Origin of the sequence: Pelomonas dachongensis (assembly GCF_043555865.1) — a bacterium.
Classification (GTDB): domain Bacteria; phylum Pseudomonadota; class Gammaproteobacteria; order Burkholderiales; family Burkholderiaceae_C; genus Pelomonas; species Pelomonas dachongensis.
On record NZ_JBIGHY010000002.1, the window covers coordinates 348296 to 372028 of the forward strand.

24 protein-coding genes and 1 tRNA gene are annotated in these 23733 nt (G+C 69.1%); 11 read left to right on the top strand and 14 right to left on the bottom strand.

The window, feature by feature from the left end; translation table 11 throughout:
- Positions 1–11: 11 nt before the first annotated feature.
- The 6 genes from ACG02S_RS06215 (at position 12) to ACG02S_RS06240 (ending at position 8799) form a co-directional block, all read left to right on the top strand.
- A complete protein-coding gene (locus ACG02S_RS06215) occupies positions 12–1796 on the top strand; it encodes a peptidase domain-containing ABC transporter (protein WP_394469572.1) in 1785 nt (594 codons plus the stop codon).
- A gap of 4 nt (positions 1797–1800) precedes the next feature.
- Complete coding sequence (locus ACG02S_RS06220; protein WP_394469573.1) at positions 1801–3117, top strand: HlyD family type I secretion periplasmic adaptor subunit; 1317 nt, start codon at positions 1801–1803, stop codon at positions 3115–3117.
- Between the two features lie 51 nt (positions 3118–3168).
- Positions 3169–4536 (top strand): TolC family protein, encoded by a 1368-nt coding sequence (locus ACG02S_RS06225; protein ID WP_394469574.1) that lies wholly within the window; start codon positions 3169–3171, stop codon positions 4534–4536.
- Positions 4537–4715: 179 nt separating this feature from the next.
- On the top strand, positions 4716–6833 hold the full coding sequence (locus ACG02S_RS06230) for a TonB-dependent receptor (RefSeq protein WP_394469575.1): 2118 nt from the start codon (positions 4716–4718) through the stop codon (positions 6831–6833).
- Positions 6833–7891, top strand: a complete 1059-nt coding sequence (locus tag ACG02S_RS06235) for a PepSY-associated TM helix domain-containing protein (RefSeq protein WP_394469576.1) — start codon at positions 6833–6835, stop codon at positions 7889–7891. Before ACG02S_RS06230 ends, ACG02S_RS06235 begins: the two co-directional genes overlap by 1 nt.
- Positions 7892–7959: 68 nt before the next feature.
- Entirely contained in the window at positions 7960–8799 is an 840-nt protein-coding gene (locus ACG02S_RS06240; RefSeq protein WP_394469577.1) for a PA4780 family RIO1-like protein kinase, read from the top strand.
- 78 nt (positions 8800–8877) lie between these two features.
- Here the strand turns inward: ACG02S_RS06240 and ACG02S_RS06245 are convergent.
- The 5 genes from ACG02S_RS06245 to uvrC all read right to left on the bottom strand — a co-directional run bounded on the left by ACG02S_RS06245 (position 8878) and on the right by uvrC (position 12756).
- Positions 8878–8952: transfer RNA gene (locus ACG02S_RS06245), tRNA-Val, on the bottom strand.
- A 23-nt stretch (positions 8953–8975) separates the two neighbouring features.
- Positions 8976–9248 carry an HU family DNA-binding protein gene (locus tag ACG02S_RS06250; protein ID WP_233372245.1) on the bottom strand — a complete coding sequence of 91 codons (273 nt, stop codon included), beginning with the start codon at positions 9246–9248 and terminating at the stop codon, positions 8976–8978.
- 233 nt (positions 9249–9481) lie between these two features.
- Entirely contained in the window at positions 9482–10048 is a 567-nt protein-coding gene (gene pgsA, locus ACG02S_RS06255) for a CDP-diacylglycerol--glycerol-3-phosphate 3-phosphatidyltransferase (RefSeq protein WP_394469578.1), read from the bottom strand.
- Positions 10049–10187: 139 nt separating this feature from the next.
- A complete protein-coding gene (locus ACG02S_RS06260) occupies positions 10188–10721 on the bottom strand; it encodes a hypothetical protein (protein ID WP_394469579.1) in 534 nt (177 codons plus the stop codon).
- Between the two features lie 49 nt (positions 10722–10770).
- The gene (gene uvrC, locus ACG02S_RS06265) at positions 10771–12756 is read right to left on the bottom strand and encodes an excinuclease ABC subunit UvrC (protein ID WP_394469580.1); all 1986 of its coding nucleotides are present in this window, start codon (positions 12754–12756) and stop codon (positions 10771–10773) included.
- A 34-nt stretch (positions 12757–12790) separates the two neighbouring features.
- On the opposite strand from uvrC, the gene earP reads away from it, so the two are divergent.
- Complete coding sequence (gene earP, locus ACG02S_RS06270) at positions 12791–13810, top strand: elongation factor P maturation arginine rhamnosyltransferase EarP (protein ID WP_394469581.1); 1020 nt, start codon at positions 12791–12793, stop codon at positions 13808–13810.
- 91 nt (positions 13811–13901) lie between these two features.
- Entirely contained in the window at positions 13902–14456 is a 555-nt protein-coding gene (efp, locus tag ACG02S_RS06275) for an elongation factor P (RefSeq protein ID WP_394469582.1), read from the top strand.
- Positions 14457–14505: 49 nt separating this feature from the next.
- On the opposite strand, the gene ACG02S_RS06280 is transcribed toward efp, so the two are convergent.
- The 7 genes from ACG02S_RS06280 to mltG form a co-directional block, all read right to left on the bottom strand.
- Entirely contained in the window at positions 14506–14733 is a 228-nt protein-coding gene (locus ACG02S_RS06280; protein WP_394469583.1) for a hypothetical protein, read from the bottom strand.
- A gap of 117 nt (positions 14734–14850) precedes the next feature.
- A complete protein-coding gene (locus tag ACG02S_RS06285) occupies positions 14851–15516 on the bottom strand; it encodes an ankyrin repeat domain-containing protein (protein WP_394469584.1) in 666 nt (221 codons plus the stop codon).
- Positions 15513–16298, bottom strand: a complete 786-nt coding sequence (locus ACG02S_RS06290) for a TatD family hydrolase (RefSeq protein WP_394469585.1) — start codon at positions 16296–16298, stop codon at positions 15513–15515. Before ACG02S_RS06290 ends, ACG02S_RS06285 begins: the two co-directional genes overlap by 4 nt.
- A gap of 38 nt (positions 16299–16336) precedes the next feature.
- The gene (locus ACG02S_RS06295; RefSeq protein WP_394469586.1) at positions 16337–16786 is read right to left on the bottom strand and encodes a PilZ domain-containing protein; all 450 of its coding nucleotides are present in this window, start codon (positions 16784–16786) and stop codon (positions 16337–16339) included.
- Positions 16787–16863: 77 nt separating this feature from the next.
- The gene (gene holB, locus ACG02S_RS06300) at positions 16864–17871 is read right to left on the bottom strand and encodes a DNA polymerase III subunit delta' (RefSeq protein ID WP_394469587.1); all 1008 of its coding nucleotides are present in this window, start codon (positions 17869–17871) and stop codon (positions 16864–16866) included.
- Positions 17868–18482: a dTMP kinase gene (gene tmk / locus ACG02S_RS06305; RefSeq protein WP_394469588.1), complete on the bottom strand. Its 615-nt coding sequence runs from the start codon at positions 18480–18482 to the stop codon at positions 17868–17870. The genes holB and tmk overlap by 4 nt, the downstream gene beginning before the upstream one ends.
- Positions 18479–19474, bottom strand: a complete 996-nt coding sequence (mltG, locus tag ACG02S_RS06310) for an endolytic transglycosylase MltG (RefSeq protein WP_394469589.1) — start codon at positions 19472–19474, stop codon at positions 18479–18481. Before mltG ends, tmk begins: the two co-directional genes overlap by 4 nt.
- A 46-nt stretch (positions 19475–19520) precedes the next feature.
- Here mltG and ygfZ point away from each other — a divergent pair, with 46 nt between their 5' ends.
- Positions 19521–20414, top strand: a complete 894-nt coding sequence (gene ygfZ / locus ACG02S_RS06315) for a CAF17-like 4Fe-4S cluster assembly/insertion protein YgfZ (RefSeq protein WP_394469590.1) — start codon at positions 19521–19523, stop codon at positions 20412–20414.
- Between the two features lie 2 nt (positions 20415–20416).
- Positions 20417–20665 carry a DUF4936 family protein gene (locus ACG02S_RS06320; protein ID WP_394469591.1) on the top strand — a complete coding sequence of 83 codons (249 nt, stop codon included), beginning with the start codon at positions 20417–20419 and terminating at the stop codon, positions 20663–20665.
- Here the strand turns inward: ACG02S_RS06320 and ACG02S_RS06325 are convergent.
- Together ACG02S_RS06325 and ACG02S_RS06330 are read right to left on the bottom strand one after the other, a co-directional pair.
- Positions 20662–21519 carry a YbgC/FadM family acyl-CoA thioesterase gene (locus tag ACG02S_RS06325; protein WP_394469592.1) on the bottom strand — a complete coding sequence of 286 codons (858 nt, stop codon included), beginning with the start codon at positions 21517–21519 and terminating at the stop codon, positions 20662–20664. The genes ACG02S_RS06320 and ACG02S_RS06325 overlap by 4 nt on opposite strands.
- On the bottom strand, positions 21516–22412 hold the full coding sequence (locus tag ACG02S_RS06330; RefSeq protein ID WP_394470148.1) for an alpha/beta hydrolase: 897 nt from the start codon (positions 22410–22412) through the stop codon (positions 21516–21518). The genes ACG02S_RS06325 and ACG02S_RS06330 overlap by 4 nt, the downstream gene beginning before the upstream one ends.
- Before the next feature lie 124 nt (positions 22413–22536).
- On the opposite strand from ACG02S_RS06330, the gene ACG02S_RS06335 reads away from it, so the two are divergent.
- The gene (locus ACG02S_RS06335; protein ID WP_394469593.1) at positions 22537–23676 is read left to right on the top strand and encodes an iron-containing alcohol dehydrogenase; all 1140 of its coding nucleotides are present in this window, start codon (positions 22537–22539) and stop codon (positions 23674–23676) included.
- Positions 23677–23733: the final 57 nt, after the last annotated feature.

Sequence of the window (23733 nt, forward strand, 5' to 3'; positions counted from 1 at the left end):
GGAACGAGCCCGTGACCCTGTCGACCGACAAAGACCCGGCATCGCCCGAACCGGCCCAGGCCGACTGGCTGCGCGAGCTGCTGGAGCCGCTGCGGCCAGCCTACCGCCAGGCATTGACGTTAGGCCTGCTGATCAACCTCATCGCGGTGGGTTCGGCGGTGTACGCGCTGCAGGTCTACGACCGTGTCGTGGCGCATGCCGGCTACTCGTCGCTGGTGGCGCTGACGGTGGGCATGTTCATCGCCATCGCGTTCGACCATGTGCTGCGCGCCGGCCGCGCCCAGCTGCTTCAGCGCGTGGGTGTGCGCATCGAGGCCGAGATCGCGCGGCGCGCCTTCCAGCGGCTGATGAACCTGCCCGCGCTCGTGCTGGAAAGCCGCCCGCCGGCCTACTGGCAGACCGTGTTCCGCGACATCGAGCTGGTGCGCGCCACCTGCGCCGGCGCCACGGCGCTGCTGCTGATCGACCTGCCCTTCCTGCTGCTGTCGCTGGTGCTGCTGGCCCTGATCGCCTGGCCGCTGCTGCCGCTGGCGTTGGTGACCATCGCCGCCTTCGCGATGCTGGCTTGGCGCTCCGGCCGCGTCACACGGCAGGCAGCCGAGTCCGAGCGGGCCAAGCTGATCGGCCGTGACGCGGCCATCGCGGAGCTGGCCGGCGCGCGCCTGCTGCTGAAGACGGCCGGCGCGGGCGCCACCGCCCATGCGCGCTGGGAGCAGCAGTACGCCACCTGGATGGCCGAATCGCTGACACGCAGCCGCGCGTCCGACCACTACCGCGACCTCGCCCACGGCATGACGACGATCAACTCCGTCGTCACCACCGGGTTCGGCGCGCTGGCCATCCTGGCCAACCTGATGACCATGGGCGCGCTGATCGCCGCCAACATGCTGGCCGGCCGCATGGTGGCGCCGCTGGTGCAGCTGGTGGGGCAATGGCAGTCCATCGGCCAGTTCATGGCCGCCCGCAAGCGGCTGGACGCGCTTTTCGCCACGGCCCAGGACCGCAGCGAGACCGGCATCGCCCTGCCCCGCCCGCACGGCGCGCTGCGCATGGACTGCGCCGGCTTCACCTACCCGCGCAGCCCGCAGCCGCAGCTGCAGGCGCTGTCGGGCCAGATCGGGCCGTTCGGCCTGCACGCCGTCATTGGCGCCAACGGCAGCGGCAAGAGCACGCTGCTCAAGCTGCTGCGCGGCCTGTACTCGCCCAGCGAGGGCCGGGTCTTGCTGGACGACGGCGACATGGCGCAGTTCTCGCAGGCCGACCTGTCGCGCTGGATCGGCTACCTGCCGCAGCAGGTGCAGCTGGTGTCGGGCAGCATCCGCGACAACATCGCGCTGGCTGAGCCGGGCATCGCCGACGAGCTGGTCATCGCCGCCGCCCGCCGCGCCGGTGCGCACGACTTCATCATGGCCCTGCCCGATGGCTACGCCACCGAGGTGGGCGAAGCCGGCGGCCGCTTCTCGGGCGGCGAGCGCAAGCGCATCGCCATCGCCCAGGTGCTGCTGCGCGACCCGCCGGTGCTGCTGCTGGACGAGCCCACCGCCGACCTCGACCACGAGGCCGAGCAGGCCTTCCTCCAGACGCTGCGCACCCTCGCCCCCGACCACACCGTCGTCACCGTCACGCACAGCATCGCCGTGCTCAACCAGTGCAACGGCGTGGTGATGCTGGACAAGGGCCGCATCAGCGCCGCCGGCCCAGCCCGCCAGGTGCTGGCCGCACTCGCCACGCAGCGCGCCAGGCCCGCAGCGCCGCCGCAGGACAAGCAACCGGACCCGCATCTTGAAAACGCCTGACACGATGGCGCTCCCCGCCGCAAACACACCGCCTGACCGGCTCGACGGCCTCATCGAACGCACCGGCCCGCCCGTCTGGCGCCGCGCCGACAGGCGCCTGACGGTGCTGATGCTGGCCGCGCTGGGCTGGTGCTTCATTGGCCAAGTCGACCAGGTCGTCACTGCGCCGGGCAAGGTCGTGCCGCAGGACAAGGTCAAGGTGGTCCAGCATCTGGAGGGCGGCATCGTCAAGCGACTGGTAGCGCGCGAGAACAGCACCGTGAAGGCGGGCGACCCGCTCGTGGAGCTGGACCTGGCCACCGGCGGCATCAACCTGTCCGAGATGGCGGCACGACGCGCTGCGCTGCAGTTCGCCAAGGCGCGGCTGGAGGCTGAATCGCAGGGCACCACGCCGCGCTTCCCGCAAGACCTGGCCCTCACCTATCCAGCCGTGGCCGAGGCCGAACGCTCCACCTACAAGGCCCGGCGCGAGGAGCTTGCCGGCGCGCTGGACGCCTTCAGCGGCCAAAGCTCGCAGGGCTCGCAGCGCGTGGCGGAGCTGCAGGCCAAGCTCGCGTCGCTGAACGCCAGCCTCAAGCTCGCGCAGCAGGAGCTGGCGGTGTCGGAAGAGCTGGTCAAGGACAAGCTGGCCTCGCAGCTGGACCACTTCCAGCGCAAGGCCGCCGTGGAGCGCCTCAAGGGCGAAGTGGCCATGACGACGCAGGCCATCCCCGGCGCACAGGCCGGCCAGACCGAATCGGCCGGCCGCCGCCGCGAGGAAGAGGCGCGCTTCCGGCGCCGCGCGGCCGATGAGCTGGGCGAGCTGGAGCGCAAGCTCGCCAGCCTCGACCAGGAACTCAGCCGCGCCACCGCGCAGGAAAGCCGCGCCATCATCCGCGCCCCCATCGCTGGCATCGTGCGCAACGTGCGCTACCAGTCGGCCGGCAACGTTGTGAAGCCGGGCGAGCCCATCATGGAGATCGTGCCGGTGGGCGAGGAGCTGGTCATCGAGGTCAGCCTCAACCCGGCCGACCGCGGCTACGTGAGCCTCAACCAGCCGGCACTGGTGAAGATCTCGGCCTACGACTTCTTCCGCCACGGCGGCCTGGAAGGCAAGGTCACCGCCATCGCCGCCGACACCGACGTGGGCAAGGACGAGCACCCCTTCTACCGCGTGACCATCAGCACCAAGAAGAGCTGGCTGGGCAGCACCGCCGGCCACCTGCCGATCACGCCGGGCATGGTCGGCGAGGTCGACATCCACGCTGACTCGCAGTCCATCTTCTGGCTGCTGATCAAGCCGGTGCTCAAGCTCAAGCACGAGGCGTTCAGGGAAGTCTGAGGCCCCTCGCTCGCATCCATCCACATCAACACAACACAAAAGGACAACGACATGGGACGTGTACCCAAAGCCTTGCTGGCGATCTCGATCGCCCAGATGCTGGCGTCACCCGCGCTGGCCCGCCCGCTCGAAGAGGAGCTGCGCAACCTGATGGTGGCGCATCCGTTGCTCAAGTCGACGCGCCTGTCGGTGGAAGCGTCGGACAGGAGCCGCGCCGCCGCGCGCGCCGCCTACCTGCCGCGCGTCAATCTCACGGCCGATGCCGGCCGGGAGTCCATCACGACGCGCAGCTACAGCAACGGCAACATCACGCCGCCCATTGACACCGACCTGAACCGGCGCAAGGCCGGCGTGGTGGTGGAGCAGAACCTGTACGCCGGGGGCCGCACCGATGCGGCGGTGGCCGCGGCGGGCGTGGACGTGCAGCTTCAGGACAGCAACCTCCAGACCACCACGCAGGACGTGTTGCTGGAAGGCGTGACCGCGTATGTGCAGATGGCGCGCTACCTGACGCTGGCGTCGCTGGCGCGCCGCAACGAGGAAACCACGCAGCAGCAGCTGGACCTCGAGAACACGCGCGTGGAGCGCGGCGGCGGCATTGCGGTGGACGCGATGGCCGCGCGCGTGCGCCTGCAGCTGGTGAAGGAACGCCGCGTGTTCTACGCGCAGGGCCTGCGCGAAGCGGTGGCGAACTACCAACAGGTGTTCGGCCATGAACCCGACATGCGCACGCTGCAGCAGGTCGGCATCTTCTACGACCGCCTGCCCAAGACGCTGGACGAGGCGCTGGCCCAGGCCCGCGACCTGAGCCCGCGCGTCAAGGAGGCGGTGTTGCAGTCGCAGAAGGCCCAGGCGCTGTCGCGGGTCGAGCGCGCCGCCTACCTGCCCAGCGTCGACTTGGTGGCCGCGCAGCTGAAGGATGTCAATGCCAATGCCCTCGCCCGCCGCGATGAAACCTCGCTGCTGCTGCGCCTGAGCTGGCCGCTGTTCTCCGGCTTCGAGACGCAGAACCGCGTGGCCGCCGCCACCACCAACCACCAGGCGCTCGTCGAGCGCGAGGCGGCGGTGAACAACCGCGTAGCCGAGTCGGTGCGCGTGACGTGGAACCAGCTCATCAACGGTCGCGAACGCGAAGAACTGCTGGAAGGCGCTGCCACCATCTCCTACGACGTGATGCAAAGCCGCAAGCGCCTGCGCGATGCTGGACGTGAGACTGTCATCTTCGTGCTGGACGCCGAGGTCGAGTATTACGGTGCGCTGTCCAACCGCGTCAACGCGATGCACGACTCCGTGCTGGCCAGCTATCGCCTGCTGGCCGCCCTGGGCGCGCTGACTCCCGCCACGCTGGGGCTGGAGAACGGCGGTTTTGCGCTGCCGCTCAGGCCCTTCAATCCGGACGCGGCAGCCATCCTGCGCTGATCACACCGCACCGCATCCCACGCTCCCCGCCCGGCCATGCGCCGGGTTTCTTTTTGCTTTCTCGCCAGGAGGAGTCGACCGCATCGCAAATGATATCGATTCCCATTATCGATTAACATTGCATTGCAAACACACATTTCCCCCGTCAAGCGCCCTCACACCGACCTCTGGCAATTCCCGTGACCTTCTTGCGCCTCTGCCCGCTCGCTCTTGCCCTGGTACCGACCGCCGCCGCGATCGCCCAACAGTCCGTCGATCCCCAATTGGAGCGCGTGGTGGTGACCGCGACGCGCGGCACCAAGGCCATCGACAAGATTCCGGGGGCCGTCTCAGTCATCACGGCGCAGGAGATCGAGACTCAGACGCTGGTGGCCGAGGACCTGAGCGCGGTGCTGTCGGTGCTGGCACCTTCCTATGCCCCGTCGCGCCAGAAGCTGACCAGCTTCGGCGAATCGATGCGCGGGCGGACGGCGCTGCTGCTGTTCGACGGCGTGCCGCAAAGCAACCCATTGCGCAACGGCGCCCGCGAGGGGTACTTCGCCGACCCGTCGCTGATCGAGCGCATCGAGATCATCTCCGGCGCCTCCGCCGCCCAGGGCCTGGGTGCGACGGGCGGCATCATCAACTTCATCTCCAAGACCCCGCGCGAGCCCGGCACGCGCCAGCGCGTCGAGCTGAAGTACGGCACGCAGGGCCACAGCGACGACGCGCTGTGGAAGGCCGGCTACACGCTGGAACACAAGGGCGGCTTCGACGCGTTGCTGCACGTCGGCGCCACGCTGCGTGGCCTGGGGGTGGACGGCGACGGCCGCCGCCTCGGCCTGGAAGCCGTGCAGGGCGACACGCAGGACTCGCGCGCCGGCGACGTGTTCCTGAAGCTGGGCCACGACTTCGGCGCCCAGCGACTGCAGTTCTCGTTCAACAAGTTCCGCCTCGAAGGCGACGGCGACTGGAAGCCGGTGCCCGGCAACCGCGCGACCGGCCAACTCACCGGCGCCACGCCCGGTACGCCGCCAGGCATCCCGCCGCGCAACGACGTGCGGACCGTATCGCTGGACTGGAGCCATGCCAACCTCGCCGGTGGCCATGCGCGCGCGCAGGTCTACAAGCAGGACTTCGCCGCGCTCTACGGTGCCACGGCCGCGACGACATTCCAGGACACCACCATCGCGCCCCAGGGCCAGCTGATGGACCAGTCCGAAGTCGTCGCCGACAAGGCCGGCGTCAAGCTGAGCTGGGTGCGGCCCGACCTTGTCGTCGACGGGCTGGAACTGACCACCGGCCTGGACTGGCTGAAGGACACGTCGCAGCAACGCCTCGCGCTGACCGGCCGCAGCTGGGTACCGCCGCTGAAGTTCACCAGCATCGCACCGTTCGCGCAGCTGGAGTACGAATTCGGTCCCGTCACCGTGCGTGGCGGCGCGCGCCGCGAAAGCGCGAACCTGAAGGTCGACAGTTACCGCACACTGGCCTTCTACAAGAACACGGCGGTGCAGGGCGGCGAGCGCAGCTTCAGTCAATGGGTCAAGAGCCTGGGCGCGGTCTGGCGTCTCGGCGGTGGCTGGTCCACCTTCGTGTCGTACAACGAAGGCTTCGGCGTGCCCGACGTGGGCCTGGTGCTGCGCGCGGTCAACACGGCCAACCAGTCCGTGGACAGGCTGATCTCGCTGGAGCCCGTCGTCACCGACAACCGCGAAGTGGGCCTGGCCTGGCGCGGCCGGCTGGGCAGCTTCTCCGCGTCGGCCTACGACTCGCGCTCCAACCTCGGCTCGCAGATCCGCGTCGACGCCGCCACCGGCGTCGGCAGCGTGCTACGCGTGCCGGTGCGCGTGAAGGGCGTGGAGTTCAGCGGCGAGCTCAGGCCGCTGCAGGACTGGACGCTCAGCGCCAGCTACGCGCGCACCCGCGGCACGACCGCCGCCCAGCCCGACACGCCGCTGGACGTGACACTGGGCGCGCGCTCGCAGGGGCCGGACAAGCTCGTGCTGGCCGCCGCCTGGCAGTTCGCGCACAAGGTCAACGTGCGGGTGCAGGCCACGCGCCTGGCCTCGCGCCACATCAACACCGGGCGCGTCGTGGGCACGTCGAAGCTGGAGGAGAACTTCGACGGCTACACGCTGGCCGATCTGGCCGTCACCTACCGCACGGCCTTCGGTGATTTCGGTGTCGGCATCGAGAACCTGTTCGACCGCCAGTACGTTGGCTACTACGCGCAGTCCAACCCCGCCGGCACCAACGACGACTACTTCGCTGGCCGCGGCCGCACGCTGACGGTCAGCTGGCGCCGCAGCTTCTGATGCGCCGCTTCTGGCTGAAGCTGCATCGCTGGCTCGCGCTGGCTCTGGGCTTGCCGCTGATCGTCGTCGCACTGCTGGGCAGCAGCCTCGTGGTGCTGAAGCCGCTGGACCGCTGGCTCAACGCCGAGTTGTTCGGCGTGCCGCCCGCCCCCACCGCGCCTGACCTGTTGGAGCGCACCCGCGGGCAATTGCAGGGCGAGTTCGGTGCCGGCGCGTCCTTCGTGCTGCGCCCGCCGCGCGAGGCGGGCGAGAGCCTGCGTGCGACGGTCCGCGGGCCGTGGGAAGGCTTCGTGTACTTCGACCCACGAGACGCCCGCGAACTCGGCCGCCGTGGCGAGCGCGAGGGGTTGTTCAACTTCGTCTTCGAGCTGCACAGCACGCTGCTGATGAACGACGCCGGTAAGCCGCTGCTCGCGGTGCTGGCGTTGAGCTATGTGGTGCTGCTGGTCGGTGGCCTCGTGCTGTGGTGGCCCAAGCGGTGGAAGAAGGCCTTCGCCCTGGCGTTGGACCGCGGCCTGCTGCGCGGGCTGTTCGACCTGCACCGCAGCTTCGGCGCAATGCTGGGCCTGCTGATCGCCGTGCCCGTGGCCACCGGCGCCTACATGGCCTGGAAGCCGCTGCCGCAGGCGGTGACGTCGCTCTCGGGCCGGGCTCCGCTGTCGCCGCCCAAGGTCACAGCGGTGGACCCTGCTGCCCCACCGGCAACGCTGGACACGTTGGTCGAGACCGCGTCCGCCCTCTTCGGCGGCGCGCCGGTGGGCTTCGTGGCGCTGCCCGCCGGCTCCGCCAAGCCGGTCCGCGTGCGGCTGGTGCTTCCCGATGACCCTCACCCCAACGGCCTGACGTCGGTCTGGCTGCACCCGCAAACCGGCACCGTGCTGCGCGCCGACCGCTGGAACGAGCTGGACCCCGGCTCCCGGGCCAACAGCGTCATCTACCCGCTGCACACCGGCGAGCTCGGCGGCCTCGTCATGGAAACGCTCAATGCGCTGCTGGGCCTGGCCCTCGTCTCGCTCGGCGTGACGGGCCTGTGTCTGTGGTGGCTGCGGCGCAAGTAGCGTCCTGTGCCAGGTTGCCGCGGTCGAGGCGACACCTTTGACGCCACGCTGGGCGTGACAATCGCGCCATGAAAGCACCCGCCCGCCTGCAGGCACTGATGGATGAAGGCCTGATCGACAGCGTCGTGCGGCAGCTCAAAAGCGGCAAGGAAGCCGATGTCTACGTCGTGCGCTGCGGCGAGGAGACTTGCGCCGCCAAGGTCTACAAGGAGGCCAACAAGCGCGGTTTCCGCCAGGCCGTCGACTACACCGAGAACCGCAAGGTCCGCAACAGCCGGCAGGCGCGCGCGATGAGCAAGCGCACCGCCTATGGCCGGCAGCAGCAGGAAGCGGCTTGGCAGAGCGCCGAAGTGGACGCGCTGTACCGGCTGGCCGCAGCCGGCGTGCGCGTGCCGCGCCCGGGCAACTTCCACGACGGCGTGCTGCTGATGGAACTGGTGGCCGACGCATACGGCGACGCAGCACCGCGCCTGAACGACCTGACTTTCACCGCCGCCGAGGCGCAGCAACACCATGCGACGCTGATCGACGAGGTGGTGCGCATGCTGTGCGCCGGCGTCATCCACGGCGACCTGTCGGAGTTCAATGTGCTGCTGGCGGCCGATGGCCCCGTCATCATCGATCTGCCGCAGGCTGTTGACGCGGCGGGCAACAACCATGCACCCCGCATGCTGATGCGCGATGTCGACAACCTGCGCAACTTCTTCGGCCAACATGCACCGGCACTGCTGGCCACGCAGTACGGCCCCGAGATCTGGTCGCTCTACGCGGCCGGCCTGCTGGTGCCCGGTATGCCGCTGACAGGGCACTACGAACACAAGGCTGGCGATGTGGACTTGTCGGCCGTGCTGCGAGAGATCGAAGATGCCCGGCTGGAAGAGTCAGCGCGGCTGCTGCGCATGGGTTGATACCCGCGCGGCACCCCCATGGCAGGGACAAAAAAACCACCTGTCTTTCAAGCCAGGTGGCGGAACTGCAGGTGTTCTTGGTGGGTGCTGACGGGATCGAACCGCCGACCGACGCCGTGTAAAGGCGCTGCTCTACCGCTGAGCTAAGCACCCGGTGAAAACCGGTCGAATTGAATTCAGTTCACGGCGTCCTTGAGGGCCTTGCCTGGCTTGAACTTGGGCACCTTGGCCGACTTGATCTTGATCGCCTCGTTGGTGCGCGGGTTGCGGCCGGTGCGCGCGGCGCGCTTGGTAACGCTGAACGTGCCGAAGCCTACCAGAGAGACGGTGCCGTTCTTCTTCAGCGTGGTCTTCACGCCACCGATGACGGCTTCGAGCGCGCGGCCCGCGGCAGCCTTGGAAATGTCGGCCTGCTTGGCGATGTGCTCGATCAATTCTGACTTGTTCACTCGTGCCCCCAGATAGACGGTTCAGCGGACTGTGCGCCCTGTCGTGCCGGCAGGGCTGCGTTGCGAAGTCTTGCCCGCGCACTGCGAGAACTGCTGGATGGCCGCTGCAAGCGCGGCCGCGGCTCGCGCGGGGAAGCGGATTCTAGACGCGCCACCCGCTGCCCGCGGGCCGGGAAAAGTCCCGATACAACTGCATGTCCGGTACGCGCGCCCCCGCGCCGTTCAGCGCGTTATTAGCGCGCCTTTGCGCGAATCTCGGGGATGGCCTTCTGCAGGTAATAGACCATCGACCAGATGGTCAGCACCACCGCGGCGTAGATCAGCCAGGTGCCCCACAGACGCGTGTCGACGAAGCCGAACAGCGTACTGTCGTACAGCAGGAAGGGGATGGCCACCATCTGCACCGTCGTCTTCAGCTTGCCGACCATGTGCACGGCCACGCTGCGCGACGCGCCGATCTGGGCCATCCACTCGCGCAGCGCGGAGATCGCGATCTCACGCCCCACGATGACCAGAGCGACGAACGCGTTGACGCGGCCCAGTTCCAGCAGCACCAGCAAGGCGGAACAGACGAGGAACTTGTCGGCCACCGGGTCCAGGAAGGCGCCGAAGGACGAGGTCTGGTTGAGCTTGCGCGCCAGGTAGCCGTCCAGCCAGTCGGTCAGCGCGACGACGATGAACAGCACCGTCGCGAACAGGTTCTGGTGGGCGGGAGTCAGCTCGATGTGGAACACCCCGACGATCAGCGGGATTGCCACGATGCGGGCCCAGGTCAGCAGTGTCGGCAGTGTCAGGAACATATCAGTGCGCGCTCGGCCGTCCGGAGTGCACTGGGGCCCCCACGGGGGGCAGCGAGCGGAGTGAGCGTGGGGGCTTGGACATCCACGCGATTGTGCCCAAGGGATGGACCCGGACCCACGAGGTTGTGGCGGGCGGCCCTCAGTCCAGCGAACGCGGCTTGAAACGGCGGTGCTCGTCGAAAAGAAAGGTCTCGGTGAAGCGCCAGGGCTCGGGCATGCGGCGCACGTCGCCGAACGGCGCAGCACGGTGCACGGCATCGATGGCCATCTGCAGCGTCTCGGGGCCGAACTTCGGCGGCCGCACCACATGGATCTTGCGCACGCTGCCGTCGGCCTTGACCTCCACGTCCAGCACGATGACGGTCAGCAGATGGGAAGGCGCCGGCGTCATGTAGCTGCGCTCGGGGTTGGCCATGACCAACCGTTCAGCCGCCTGGCGACGCAGCGCCTCATGCGTTCGCACCGGCTGGGGCGCGGGCATGCCCTTGGGCTGAGCCAGGTCGGCGGACGGCGACGACGTGGTTGCACCCGGTGCCGTGGGTGAGGACGAGACCACCGGCGCGAGCCGCGGCGCAGGCGCGGGGGCTGGCGCCTTCGGTGCGGCACCGCAGGCCGCAAGCAGCGGCGCGGCCAGCCAGTGGGTGGTGCGCTTCAGGCGATGGGTGATGGACATGGTTTTCCTCTGGACACGGCAAGAATTGTCGCGGCTTGCCGCGGCCCCGTCAGTGCAGCGCGCGGTAGATCTCCTCGGCCAGCTCGCGCGAAATTCCCTTCACGCTGGCCAGTTCCTCGATGCTGGCGCCCGCCACGCCGCGCACGCCACCAAAGCGCTGCAGCAGCTGCGAGCGCTTCTTGGGCCCGACGCCGGGCACGTCTTCCAGCCGCGAGCCGCCGGTGCGAGCCGCCGCGCGCTTGGCGCGCATGCCGGTGATGGCGAAGCGGTGCGCCTCGTCACGGATCTGCGCGACCAGCATCAGCGCAGCAGAATCGCGGCCGAGGTAGACCTTCTCGCGCCCATCGGCAAACACCAGCTCCTCCAGCCCGACCTTGCGGCCCTCGCCTTTCTCGACACCGGCGATCAGGCTGAGATCCAGCCCCAGTTCCTCGAACACTTCGCGCGCCATGCTGACCTGGCCACGACCGCCGTCCACCAGGACCAGGTCGGGCAGCCTGCCCGTACCCAGCTGCGCCGACTCCGCCATCTTGCTGTAACGGCGCGTCAGCACCTGGCGCATGGCGGCGTAGTCATCGCCGCCGGTGATGCCCTCGATGGTGTAGCGCCGGTACTGGCTGCCCTGCATCTGGTGGCCCTCGAACACCACGCAGCTCGCCATCGTCGCCTCGCCGGCGGTGTGGCTGATGTCGAAGCATTCGACCCGGAATTTGTCGATCTCCGCGACGGACAGGTCCAGCGCCTCCACCAACGCGCGCGTGCGCGCCTGCTGCGAGCCCTCCTCGGCCAGCAGCCGGGCCAGCGCCAGCTCCACGCCGTTGATGCACATCTCCAGCCAGATGCGGCGCTGGCCACGCGGCTGCGCCTGCACGGTGACGCGACTGCCGGCCTGCGTGCCCAGCGCCTCGGCCAGCCCGGCATCCACGGGCTCGCTGACGATGACGAGGCCCGGCGGCGGCACCGCCAGGTAGTGCTGCGCGATGAAGGCCTCCAGCACCTGCCGCTCGGGCGACAGCAGCTCGTCGCCTTCCAGCTGCAGCGCGGTCGCGTCGTCGACATGCTTCGGGAAGAACGCGCGGTCGCCCAGGTGGCGGCCGCCGCGCACCATCGCCAGGTTCACGCAGGCACGGCCGCCCTGCACCTTGACGGCCAGGATGTCCACATCGCGGTCGCGGCCGGTGGCGCTGCTCTCCTCCACCACCTGTTGCTGCAACACCTTGGACAGCGCCTGGATCTGGTTGCGCACCTCGGCCGCCAGCTCGTACTGCATGCCCTCGGCGAACGCCATCATCTGCGCCTGCAGCGCGTCCATCACCGCGTCGGTCTCACCGCGCAGGAAGCGCACCGCGCTTTCGACGTTGCGCGCGTACTCGGCGGTCTGGCCCGCCGGCACGCAAGGGCCGGAACAGCGCTTGATCTGGTGCAGCAGACAGGGCCGGCTGCGGTTGTTGAAGACGCTGTCCTCGCAGGTGCGCAGCTTGAAAACCTTCTGCATCAGCTGGATGGACTCCTTCACCGCCCACGCGCTGGGGAACGGGCCGAAGTACTGATGACGCCGGTCCACCGCGCCGCGGTAGTAGCTCATGCGCGGCCAGTCGTGGCGGCTAAGCTTCAGGTAGGGGTAGCTCTTGTCGTCGCGGAACAGGATGTTGAACCGGGGGTTCAACGTCTTGATGAGGTTGTTCTCCAGCAGCAGCGCCTCGGCCTCGGTGCGCACCACCGTGGTTTCCATGCGCGCGATGCGCGACACCATCATGCCGATGCGCGAGCCGCCATGGTTCTTCTGGAAGTAGCTGGAGACGCGCTTCTTCAGCTCCCTGGCTTTGCCTACGTACAGCACCTCGTCCTTGGCGTCGAAGTATCGGTAGACCCCGGGCAGCGCCGGCAGCCCCGCGACCTCGACCAGCAGTTTGTCGCGCATCGCAAGAGCGGCAGCTTCGGCCTCGGCGGCCTGGGCCTTCTCGGCCGCCGCGATGGCGGCGCGCTCGTCGGGTTTCTCGGATTCTTCGGGGAGCAAAGGGGTCGGGTTCGACATGGGACCGGATTTTGGCCTGGGACAATGCCGCCCCATGACAGTGCCTCTCTGGGACATCTTCTGCCGTGTCATCGACAACCACGGCGACCTGGGCGTGTGCTGGCGGCTGGCCCGCGATGTCGCCGCACGCGGCGCCCACGTGCGGCTGTGGGTGGACGATGCGTCGGCCCTGGCCTGGATGGCGCCCGAGCGCCCCGCCGCCATCGAGGTGCGCGATTGGCCGGCCGGTCCGATCGATGTCGACAGCGGCGACGTGGTCATCGAAGCCTTCGGCTGCGAGCTGCCGCCCGCCTTCGTCGAGCGGATGTCGCAGCGCCGGCCGGCCTGGATCAACCTGGAATACCTCAGCGCCGAGAGCTACGTGGAGCGCAGTCACGGCCTGTCCTCGCCGCAGTTCCACGGCCCTGGCGCCGGGCTGAAGAAGCGCTTCTTTTACCCCGGCTTCACGCCGCGCACGGGCGGCCTGCTGCGTGAGCCCGGGCTGCTGCAGCAAATCGACCGCTTCGACGGCCACGCCTGGCTGGCCGCACATGGCTGGGCGCCGCGGCCGGGGGAGCGCGTCATCAGCCTGTTCTGCTACGAGAACCCTCGGCTGCCGCAGCTGCTGGACGCACTGGCTGAGGAGCCGACCGTGCTGCTGGCCTGCCCGGGCTGGGCCCAGTCGCGCATCGGGCCGCGCGGGAGGCTGCGAACGATCGCCCTCCCCTACCTGGCCCAGGACGACTACGACCGGCTGCTATGGGCCAGCAACCTGAACCTGGTGCGCGGCGAGGACTCGTTCGTGCGCGCGCAATGGGCCGGCAAGCCTTTCGTCTGGCACATCTACCCGCAGCACGACGGCGCGCATGGCCCGAAGCTGACTGCCTTTTTGGACCAGTCCGGCCTGCCGTCGACATGGTCGCGGTTCTGGCGCGGCTGGAACGGCCTGGGCGACGAAGCGCCGCTGCCGGCGCTCGACGCGACGCCGTTCCTGCGCTGGCGTGCGCAGTTGGCGGCGCAGCCCGATCTACTGGTCCAGCTGATGCAGTTCATCAAGGGTTTACAGCTAGAATAACGGGCTTTGCCGCGCCACGCCGGGATGTTTTCGGAGTCTGGTGCGCACCCCAGCCGGCTTTTCGCTGCCGGCCTCACCTCGAGATACCACCATGAAACTCGCACAAGAAATCCGCGCCGGCAACGTGATCATGCAGGGCAAGGACCCGATGGTCGTCCTGAAGACCGAATACAGCCGTGGTGGCCGCGGTGCCGCGACCGTGCGCATCAAGATGAAGAACCTGCTGAACGGCTCTGGCGCCGAGCTGGTCTTCAAGGCTGACGACAAGATGGAGCAGATCATCCTCGACAAGAAGGAGTGCACCTACTCCTATTTCGCCGACCCGATGTATGTCTTCATGGACACCGAGTACAACCAGTACGAGGTCGAGTCCGAGAACATGGGCGACGGCATCTCCTACCTGGAAGACGGTATGGCCGCAGAAGTGACCTTCTACGACGGCAAGGCCATCTCCATCGAGCTGCCCACCAGCGTGGTTCGCGAGATCGAAACGGAACCCGCTGTCAAGGGCGACACGTCGGGCAAGGTCATGAAGCCCGCCCGCCTGAAGGGCACCGGCTTCGAGATCAACGTGCCGCTGTTCGTCGAGAACGGCGACAAGATCGAAATCGACACCCGCACGCACGAGTACCGCAAGCGCGTCTGACGTTGCCGCTCGCGCCAGCAACAACGCCCGCTTCAGCGGGCGTTTTGCTTTACAGCGTGTCGTCGGACAGGTCGGGGACTTCGATTTCAGCGTCGATCTCGCTGTCGAACGCGGCTGACGCGGAGCCCTTCATCGGGATCCAGGGGCGGTCCAGCGGGCGGTAGACGCGGCGCTGCAGGCGGGCCAGGCGGTCGGACGTCTCGACCGCGCGCATGACCTGCTCGGGGGCGATCAGCATGGCGAACGGATCGGCAAGGTGAGAGGTGGTGGTCAGCATGGTGGGCCTCGCTTGGAATCGATGACTGCACTGTAGGCAGGCCGTCCCAGTCCAACCAGTCGGCATCTGACGCGAGGCGCTGTAAGACTTTCCCCTACACGCCCATCTGGCCGAGAACTATTTGGCAGCACCGGCCGCGCGCCCGCGCTCCTGCCGTTCCTGCATCAGCCGACGCAGGTCTTTGGCCATCGCATCGCGCCCGCCGCGCACGGCGAAGTCCGCCGCCGTCAGCTCCTGCTCGTTGGCGGCACGCGGCTCGGCGCCGGCCTTGATCAGCAGCGGCACGAGATCGCCGCCGCCGTAGCGCGCCGCCATCATCAGCGGTGTGGTGCCGTTGTCGGAGCGCGCGTTCAATTCGGCCCCCTGCGCGATCAGGAAGGCCGCGACGCCGTTGTCCGGCCCGCTGCACGCATAGTGCAGCGGCGTCCAGCCCGCCCGGTTGACCGCGGCGCCGCGCTTCACCAGCGCCTGCGCCATCGGCAGCGAGCCTCGGATGGCCGCCAGCATCAGCGCCGTCTCGCCATTGGCATTGGCGGCATTCACGTCGACCTGGGGCGATGCCAGCAGCGCCTCCAACGCACGGCTTGAGCCCTCGCGCACGGCCGTGAACAGGGCCGTGCGGCCGCGCGAGTCGGTCAGGTTGGGGTCCACGCCCTGCTGCAGCTGCGCCGCGATGCCACGCGGGTCGTTGAACTCGGCGGCCTTGACAAAATCCTCGACGGACGCGGCGCCGTGCGCCACGCTGGCCGCGGCCAGGGCCACGGCGGCAAACCAGTGCTTCATGACAACTCCGGGAGCTTGAAGAGGCGGCGCGTGTTGGCCGTCGTGATGGCGGCCAACTCCGGAACGGGCAGGCCCACCGCGCTCGCCACGGCCTGGGCCACATGCGGCACGTAGGCCGGCGAGTTGGTCTTGCCGCGGTGGGGTATGGGCGCCAGGTAGGGACTGTCGGTCTCAATCAGCACGCGGTCCAGCGGCAGCAGCGGCAGCAGGTCGCGCAAGTCCTGCGCGTTCTTGAAGCTGACGATACCGGAGAACGAGATGTAGTAGCCGCGCTCCACCGCGGCCAACGCCACGTCGGCCGACTCGGTGAAGCAATGGAACACGCCACCGGCCTGCTCCGCACCCTCCTCGTCCATCAAGCGCAGCGTGTCGGCGGCGCTAGAGCGGGTGTGCACCACCAGCGGCTTGTCCGCCTGCTTCGCCGCACGGATGTGGGTGCGAAAACGCTCTCGCTGCCATTCCATGTCGTCGATGCTGCGGCCGTTCAGCCGGTAGTAGTCCAGCCCGGTCTCGCCGATGGCGACCACCCGCGGCAGCGCGGCCAGCCGCACCAGCTCGGCCACGTCCGGCTCGCGCATGTCCTCGGTGTCGGGATGCACCCCGACGGTGGACCACAGCATGTCGTGCGCCATGGCCAGGCCGTGCACGGTCTCGAAATCCTCCATCTGGGTGCAGATGCAGATGGCCTGCAGCACCTGCGCGGCACGCATGTCGGACAGGATGTCGGGGAGCCGCTCTTTCAGCTCAGGAAAGCTGAGGTGGCAATGGGAATCGATGAACATCGGTCAGCGGCGCCCGGCGCACATGCCGGACGGTCAATTCAAAGGGTCTGCGTCGGCTTGCTCGACGACACGGCCGTGCCCAGGATCTCCTCGATGCGCACGCGGATCAGCCGGGTCTTCTCGTCGCCGGGGAAGCGCACGCCCACGCCCTGGGTGCGGCCGCCCGACGCATTGGCCGGCGTCAGCCAGGCCACTTTGCCGGCGACGGGGTAGCGCTGGTTGTCCTCGGGCAGCGCTAGCAGCAGGTAGATGTCCTCGCCGAGCTTGTAGTCGCGCGGGGTCGGCACGAACAGCCCCCCCTCGGTGAAGGCCGGGATGTAGGCGGCGAACAGCGCCGACTTCTCGCGGAACACCAGCTGGATGACGCTGGGCCGCGCCCCCGAACTGGCGCCCTGCCCGCCCACCGTCGGCAGCGGCAGCGAGCCGCCCAGCTGGCTGGGCTGGAATTGCAAAGAGTTCGGACCCTGCTTGGAATTGGCGTCGCTCATGGCCCGAGTGTAAGAGCCCAGAAACGGCAGTTGAGCACGCCCGCTGGTCCGGCGCTTCAGGCCGCCAGCTGCCGTTCCTAGGCTCCGCGCATTGAGGCTGCCACTGCCGCCTGCGCCTGAGCCACCAGCGCTTCGATCCACAGGCTGGCGTTCAGCGGGTGATCGGCATGACGCGCGGCGCGGCGCAGTTCGGCGTCCCAGGCCAGCAGCGGTCTGGCGCGCTTTGGCACCGGCAGCGAGGCCGTGGCGAAAAACTGGCCCGGCTGGCCGTGGCTGCGGCGGACGAGGTCGTGGCACAGGCGTTGCAGCGCGTCGATCGCACGCGGCGGCGCCAGCTCGCTGAGCGCCGCGACCTCGCCACGCGCGACCCGCTTCGGGAGGGCCTGCCAGGCCGCGTCGCTCAGGCCGGCCTCTGCCCACGCCAACGCCTGCTGCGGCCGGCCGCCGGTTGCGGCCAGCAGGCCGGCAGCCTCCTTCACGCCCTTGGCCTGCAGCCATGCCAGCGCGTCTGCGGTGTCGGGCAGCGACAGGGGGAGCGGCTGGCAGCGGCTGCGGATGGTGGGCAGCAGGCCGGCGCTGTCATGGCTGGCGAGCACGAAGCGCAGCAGGCCGGCCGGCTCCTCCAGCGTCTTCAGCAGCGCATTGGCCGCGACGCCGTTCAGCGCCTCCGCCGGGAAGATGACTACGACCTTGGCCTTGCCCCGTGCCGAAGTCGCCTGCGCAAAAGACAGCAGGTTGCGCACAGCCTCCACCTTGATCTCGCGGCTGGGCTTGGCCTTGCCGGCCTTGGTGTCGGGCTCCTCGAACGGCAGCCCCAGCGACTCTCGTGCCGGTGCGTCCAGCGCTTCCGGCAGCAGCAGCTGGAAGTCAGGGTGCGTGCCACTCGCAAACAGCTTGCAGCTGGGGCACTGGTTGCAGGCCGGCTGCGACGGCGCGGCAGACTCGCACAGCCAACTCTGCGCAAGCTTGACGGCCAGTTCCAGCTGACCCACGCCCGCCGGCCCCTGCACGAGCAGCGCGTGCGAGCGGGCCCGCGCCAGCGCATCGGCCAGCGGGGCTTGCAACCACGGCAGATCGGCGTTCATGCGGGATAGCGGCGCTGAAGCACGGCCTCGATCTGCGTCCAGACGTCGTCCGGCGTCACGCTGGCATCGATACGCACGACGCGCTGCGGCGCCTGCTCCGCACGCGCCGCGAAACCAGCACGGACACGGTCGAAAAAGTCCAGCTGCTGCGCCTCGATGCGGTCCGCCTCGCGAGCACCCGCGCGGCGCGCGGCGGCCAGGTCGGGCGGCAGGTCGAACCAGAAGGTCAGCTCGGGCTCGGTGCCATCCTGCACCCAGTCCGCCAGGGCGTCCAGCATCGCCAGCGGCAGGCCACGACCACCGCCCTGGTAGGCAAAGCTGGAGTCGGTGAAGCGGTCGCACAGCACCGTCTTGCCCCCTGCCAACGCCGGAACGATGCGTGTCTGCAGGTGATCACGGCGACCCGCGAACATCAGCAGCAACTCGGTCAGCGAGTCCATCGGGCGGTTCAACACGAGTGCGCGCAGCTCCTCGGCCAGCGCAGAGCCGCCAGGTTCACGGGTCAGCACAACCTCGTCGCCCCGCTCGCGGAACCACGTCGCAATCGCCGCGATCTGCGTGGACTTGCCGGCACCGTCGATGCCTTCGAATGAGATGAACCGCCCAGTCACTTGCCGCCGCGTTGGTATTTGTTGACGGCGCGATTGTGCGCGTCGAGGTCGTCGCTGAATTCGCTGCTGCCATCGCCGCGGGCGACGAAATACAGCGACTTCGTGGCCGCCGGGTTCAACGCCGCCTTAAGCGACGCCGCGCCCGGCATCGCGATGGGCGTGGGCGGCAGGCCGCCGCGCGTGTAGGTGTTGAACGGCGTGTCGGTCACGAGATCGCGCTTGCGCAGGTTCCCGTCGAAACTCTCGCCGATGCCGTAGATGACGGTCGGATCGGTCTGCAGCGGCATGCCGATGCGCAGCCGGTTGATGAACACGGCCGATACCTTGGCGCGATCACCGGCGGTGCCGGTCTCCTTCTCGACGATGGACGCCAGGACCAGCGCGTCGTCGGCGCTCTTCAGCGGCAGGTTGGACGCCCGCTGCGCCCACGCGGCGGCCAGGTGTTTCTTCATCGCCGCATGGGCGCGCTTCAGCACGGTCAGGTCGCTGACGCCGCGGCTATAGGCATAGGTGTCAGGGAAGAAGCGCCCCTCGGGCGCGACGCCCCTTTCGCCCAGGGCAGCCATGATGTCGGCATCGCTCATGTCCGCGGTCTTCGGCTTCAGCGAGGGCGCGGTCGCCAGCGCAGCGCGCACCTGGCGCCAGTTCCAGCCTTCAATAATGCGCAACTGCTCCAACACCTCGTCACCGCGCACCATCTTGTGCAGCAGCTCGCGCGGCGTCACCCCGGCATGCACCTCGTAGCTGCCGGCGCGGATCTGCTTGGCCTGACCAGACCACTTGAACCACTGGTACAGCCAACGCTCATCGGTCTGCACGCCGGCCGCCACCCACGCGCGCGCCACGACGGCCGGATTCGTGCCGGGTTCGACGGACAGCTCCACCGACGGCGTGGCCAGGCTCAGCGGGCTGCTCAGCCATTGCCAGGCGGCGCCGGCAGCCAGTGCCACGATCAACAACAACGCGAGCACCGCCCGCAACAACCATTTCATGCCCTTGCCCGGGGTCTGCCCAAAGGGGCTGATGATAATTGCCGCCATGTCTGCCGAACCCTCCCCACTTCGCTCCCAACTGCGACTCAGCGACTGGGGCGTCATCCGCGCCCACGGCGCCGACGCCGCCAACTTCCTGCACGGCCAGCTGACCCAGGACTTCGCCGTGCTGGACCGCGACCATGCGCGGCTGGCCGGCTTCTGCACAGCCAAGGGCCGGCTCTTGGCGACCATGGTGGGCTGGAAGCACGCCGATGACGAAGTCCTGCTGGCGCTGCCCGCCGAGACGCTGGCTGCCACGCTGAAGCGGCTGTCCATGTTCGTGATGCGAGCCAAATGCAAGCTGACCGATGCCAGCGGCGAGTTCGCCGTGTACGGCCTGCTGGGCACACCCGCTGCCGAGGCCTGGACGCTGACACGCGACGGCGACGCGGTGCAGGTCGCGCTGCCGGGCGCGGGGCGCACGCTGCGCATCCAAACGTCCGGCGCTGCAGCACCGGCAGGCGCCGAGATGTCCGCCGACGATTGGGCCTGGGCCGAGGCCGAAGCCGGCACTGCCTGGGTGCGGGGCGCCACCGTCGAGGCCTTCGTGCCGCAGATGATCAACTTCGAGGTGCTGGGCGGCGTCAACTTCAAGAAGGGCTGCTATCCGGGCCAGGAGATCGTCGCGCGCAGCCAGTACCGGGGCACGCTGAAGCGCCGGCTGCAGGTGTTCGAGACCGATTCGGCGGCTGCCGTGGGCCAGGAAATCTTCAACAGCGCCGACCCGGAGCAACCGGCCGGCGTTGTGGCCGGCAGCGGCACGCGCGACGGCCGTACGCTGATTGCCGCCGAAATCAAGCTCGCGGCACTGGAGGGCGGCAGCCTGCATCTGGGCAGCCCCAGCGGCGCCACGCTGCAGCCGCGCGCCCTGCCCTACGAGATCCCGCCACAGGAATGAGCGTGCAGCTCTACGTCTACTACAAGGTCGCGACCAAACAGGTCGATGAAGCGCTGATTGCCTTCCGCAAGGCGCGCGTCGAGGCGCCCATCGAGTTGCTGCAACGCCCCGAGCCCGACGCCGACGGGCGCTGGACGTGGATGGAGATCTATCCCGAGGGCTGGACGCACCGCGAGCCGCAGGTGGCGGCAGCGATGGCGCAATGGCTGTCGAGCGAGCGCCAAGTCGAGCGCTTCGAAATGCTGGGTTAAATCTCTCGCACCATCTCGACGTGCGCGATGCCGGCCTCCTCGAACGGCTCTCCGCGCCGCTGGAAACCGGCCCGCAGGTAGAAGTTTTCCGCCGACAGCTGCGCATGCAGCAGCACCTCGCGGTCGCCCTGCTGCCTGGCCTTGGCCATCAGCGCCTCCAGCACCTGGCGGCCAATCTGCGTGCCACGCATGGAGCGGCGCACCGCCAGGCGGCCGATCTTGGCGACGCCCGGCACGTGCTCCAACATGCGGCCGGTGGCCAGCGGCATGCCGAAGCGGTTGCGCGCCAGCGCGTGCAGGCAGCTGGCATCGGCGGCGTCCCACTCCATCTCGGCCGGGATGCGCTGCTCTTCGATGAACACCTCGCGGCGGATCGCACTGGCGGCGTCGCCAAGCTCGCGCCAGCCGCCCACGTTCACGTCGACAACGGACTGGCCGGTCTCGAAACCCAGGACCACATCGCGCAGCGCATCGGGCACGCGCAGCGGCGTCTGCGCCACCGGGTCGGCGAACACGTAGAGCATGTCGCCCTGCACCAGCAACTGGTCGCCGCGGAACACCGCAGCATCGACCTTCATCGAGCTGTTGCCGAACTCGCGGCAGCGCACGCCGATGTCCAGCCGGTCGTCGTAGCGGGCCGAGCCCAGGTAATCGAGCACCGCGCGGCGCACGAACAGGTCGCCGCCCAGCTGCTTCATCGCGTCGGCGTACGGCAGCGCCAGTGCGCGCCAGTAGCCGCTCATCGCGGTGTCCAGGTAGGTCAGGTAGTGGCCGTTGAAGACGATGCCCTGGGCGTCGATCTCGGCCCAGCGCACGCGCAGGGGTTCGATGTGGCGGAAGTCGGCTCTTTTCATGGTGCGAGGTGTTCCCTGAGGGCGGCGGCGCAGAAGTCCATCGCGGCGATGGCTTCCGGCAGGCTGCGGCCCATTTTGATGAAGTCGTGAGTGACGCCGCGTGTCAGCTCCAGCTGCACCGGCACGCCAGCGGCACGCAGCACGTCGGCATAGGCCAGGCCTTCATCCACCAGCGGGTCGGCCTCCGCCAGCAGCACGGCCGCAGGCGCCAGGCCGTTGTGGTCGTCGGCAAGTAGCGGCGCGAAGCGCCAGTCGGTGCGCTGCGCCGCGTCGATGTAGTGGCCGAAGAACCACTCGATGCTTTTCGCGTCCAGCAAGAAGCCCTGGGCGAAGCGGCGGTGCGAGTCGCGGCTGACATGCGCGTCGGTGCCCGGCGTGATGAGCAGCTGCAGCGCCAGCGGCAGGCCCCGGTCCCGGGCGAAGAATGCACAGCCCGCGGCCAGCGTGCCGCCGGCGCTGTCGCCGCCCACCGCCAGGCGTGAGCCGTCGAGGCCCAGCGGGCCGGCCTGCTCGTGCAGCCAGGCCAGCGCAGCCCAGGCGTCGTCGACGGCGGCCGGGAAGCGGTACTCGGGCGCGAGCCGGTAGTCCAGCGCCAGCACCGCGCAGCCGCTGCGCGCGCTGAGCTGGCGGCACAGGCTGTCGTGCGTCTCCAGGTCGCCGATGGTGAAGCCGCCGCCGTGCAGGTACAGCAGCGCGGGCAGCACGGCGTCACTGGGCGCGTACAGCCGTGCCGGCCGGCCGGCTGCTTCGAGATCCTGCACACGAGCAAGCGGCGCGCGGGGCAGGTCCAGGATCTCGGCGCCCATGCGATACGCGATGCGCGCCTCGCGCGGCGTCAGGGAGTGAAAGGGCGGGCGGTTGGCGCGGCGGATGCGTTCGAGCAACGCCGCCATGCGCGGGGTCAGGAGCTGGGTGTGCGCGGTCATCAGGCCCGCATTGTCGGCGTCAGTCGCGTGCATGACGGCGCGCCTGGGCATGCCGCACTAGGATGGATAAACATCCCGGAGACCCACGGCCATGGCGCAGATCCTCTACCTCACCCGCATCGAGATCGAGTTCGGCGCCAGCCGCCTGCTGCCTGCCGAGTGCGAGCGCGCCGGCATGCGCCGCCCTCTGGTGGTGACGGACGCGGGCGTGCGCGCAGCCGGCGTGCTCGACAAGGCGCTGGCCGCTTTCGCCGCCCCGCCCGCCGTGTTCGACCGCACGCCGTCCAACCCGACCGAGGCCGCGGTGCGCCTGGCCGTCGATCAGCTGCGGGCCCAGGGCTGCGACGGCCTGATCGCCATCGGCGGTGGGTCCAGCATCGATCTGGCCAAGGGCGTGGCCATCGCCGCCACGCACGAAGGGCCGCTCAAGCGCTGGGCGACCATCGAGGGCGGCGCGGTCGACATCAGCTCGAAGGTGCTGCCCGTCATCGCCGTGCCGACGACGGCCGGCACCGGCAGCGAGGTGGCGCGCGGCGCCATCCTCATCGTCGACGACGGCCGCAAGCTGGGCTTTCACAACTGGGAGCTGCTGCCCAAGACGGCCATCTGCGACCCCGACCTGACGCTGGCGCTCCCCGCCCACCTGACCGCCGCAACCGGCATGGACGCCGTCGCCCACTGCATCGAGACCTTCCTGGCGCCGGCCTTCAACCCGCCGGCGGACGGCATTGCGCTGGAGGGGCTGCGGCGCGGCTGGCAAAGCATCGAGCGGGCCACGCGCGACGGCCAGGACCGCCAGGCTCGGCTGGACATGATGTGCGCCAGCGTGCACGGCGCACTGGCCTTCCAGAAGGGGCTGGGCGCGGTGCACTCGTTGAGCCACTCGCTGGGCGGCATCAACCCGCGTCTGCATCACGGCACGCTGAACGCGGTGTTCCTGCCGGCCGTCATCCGCTTCAACGCGGAGGCGGACAGCGTGAAGCGCGAGCAGCGCATGGCGCGCCTGGCTCACGCGATGGGCCTGGCCGGAAACGACGCCGATGCGGTGGCCAATGCCATCGCCGCGATGAACGCGCGCCTCGGCCTGCCCGCGGGCCTGGCCGCGATGGGTGCGGGGCCGGAACTGGACGAGCCCATCGTCGAACACGCGCTGCGGGACCATTGCCACAAGACCAACCCGCGAATCGCCAGCGCCGATGACTATCGCGCGCTGCTCGCGGCCTCCCGCTAAGCACGGCCTGCGCACAAGGAACGGCGGCGGCGCGTTCGCGCCGCAAGCGTGATCGAA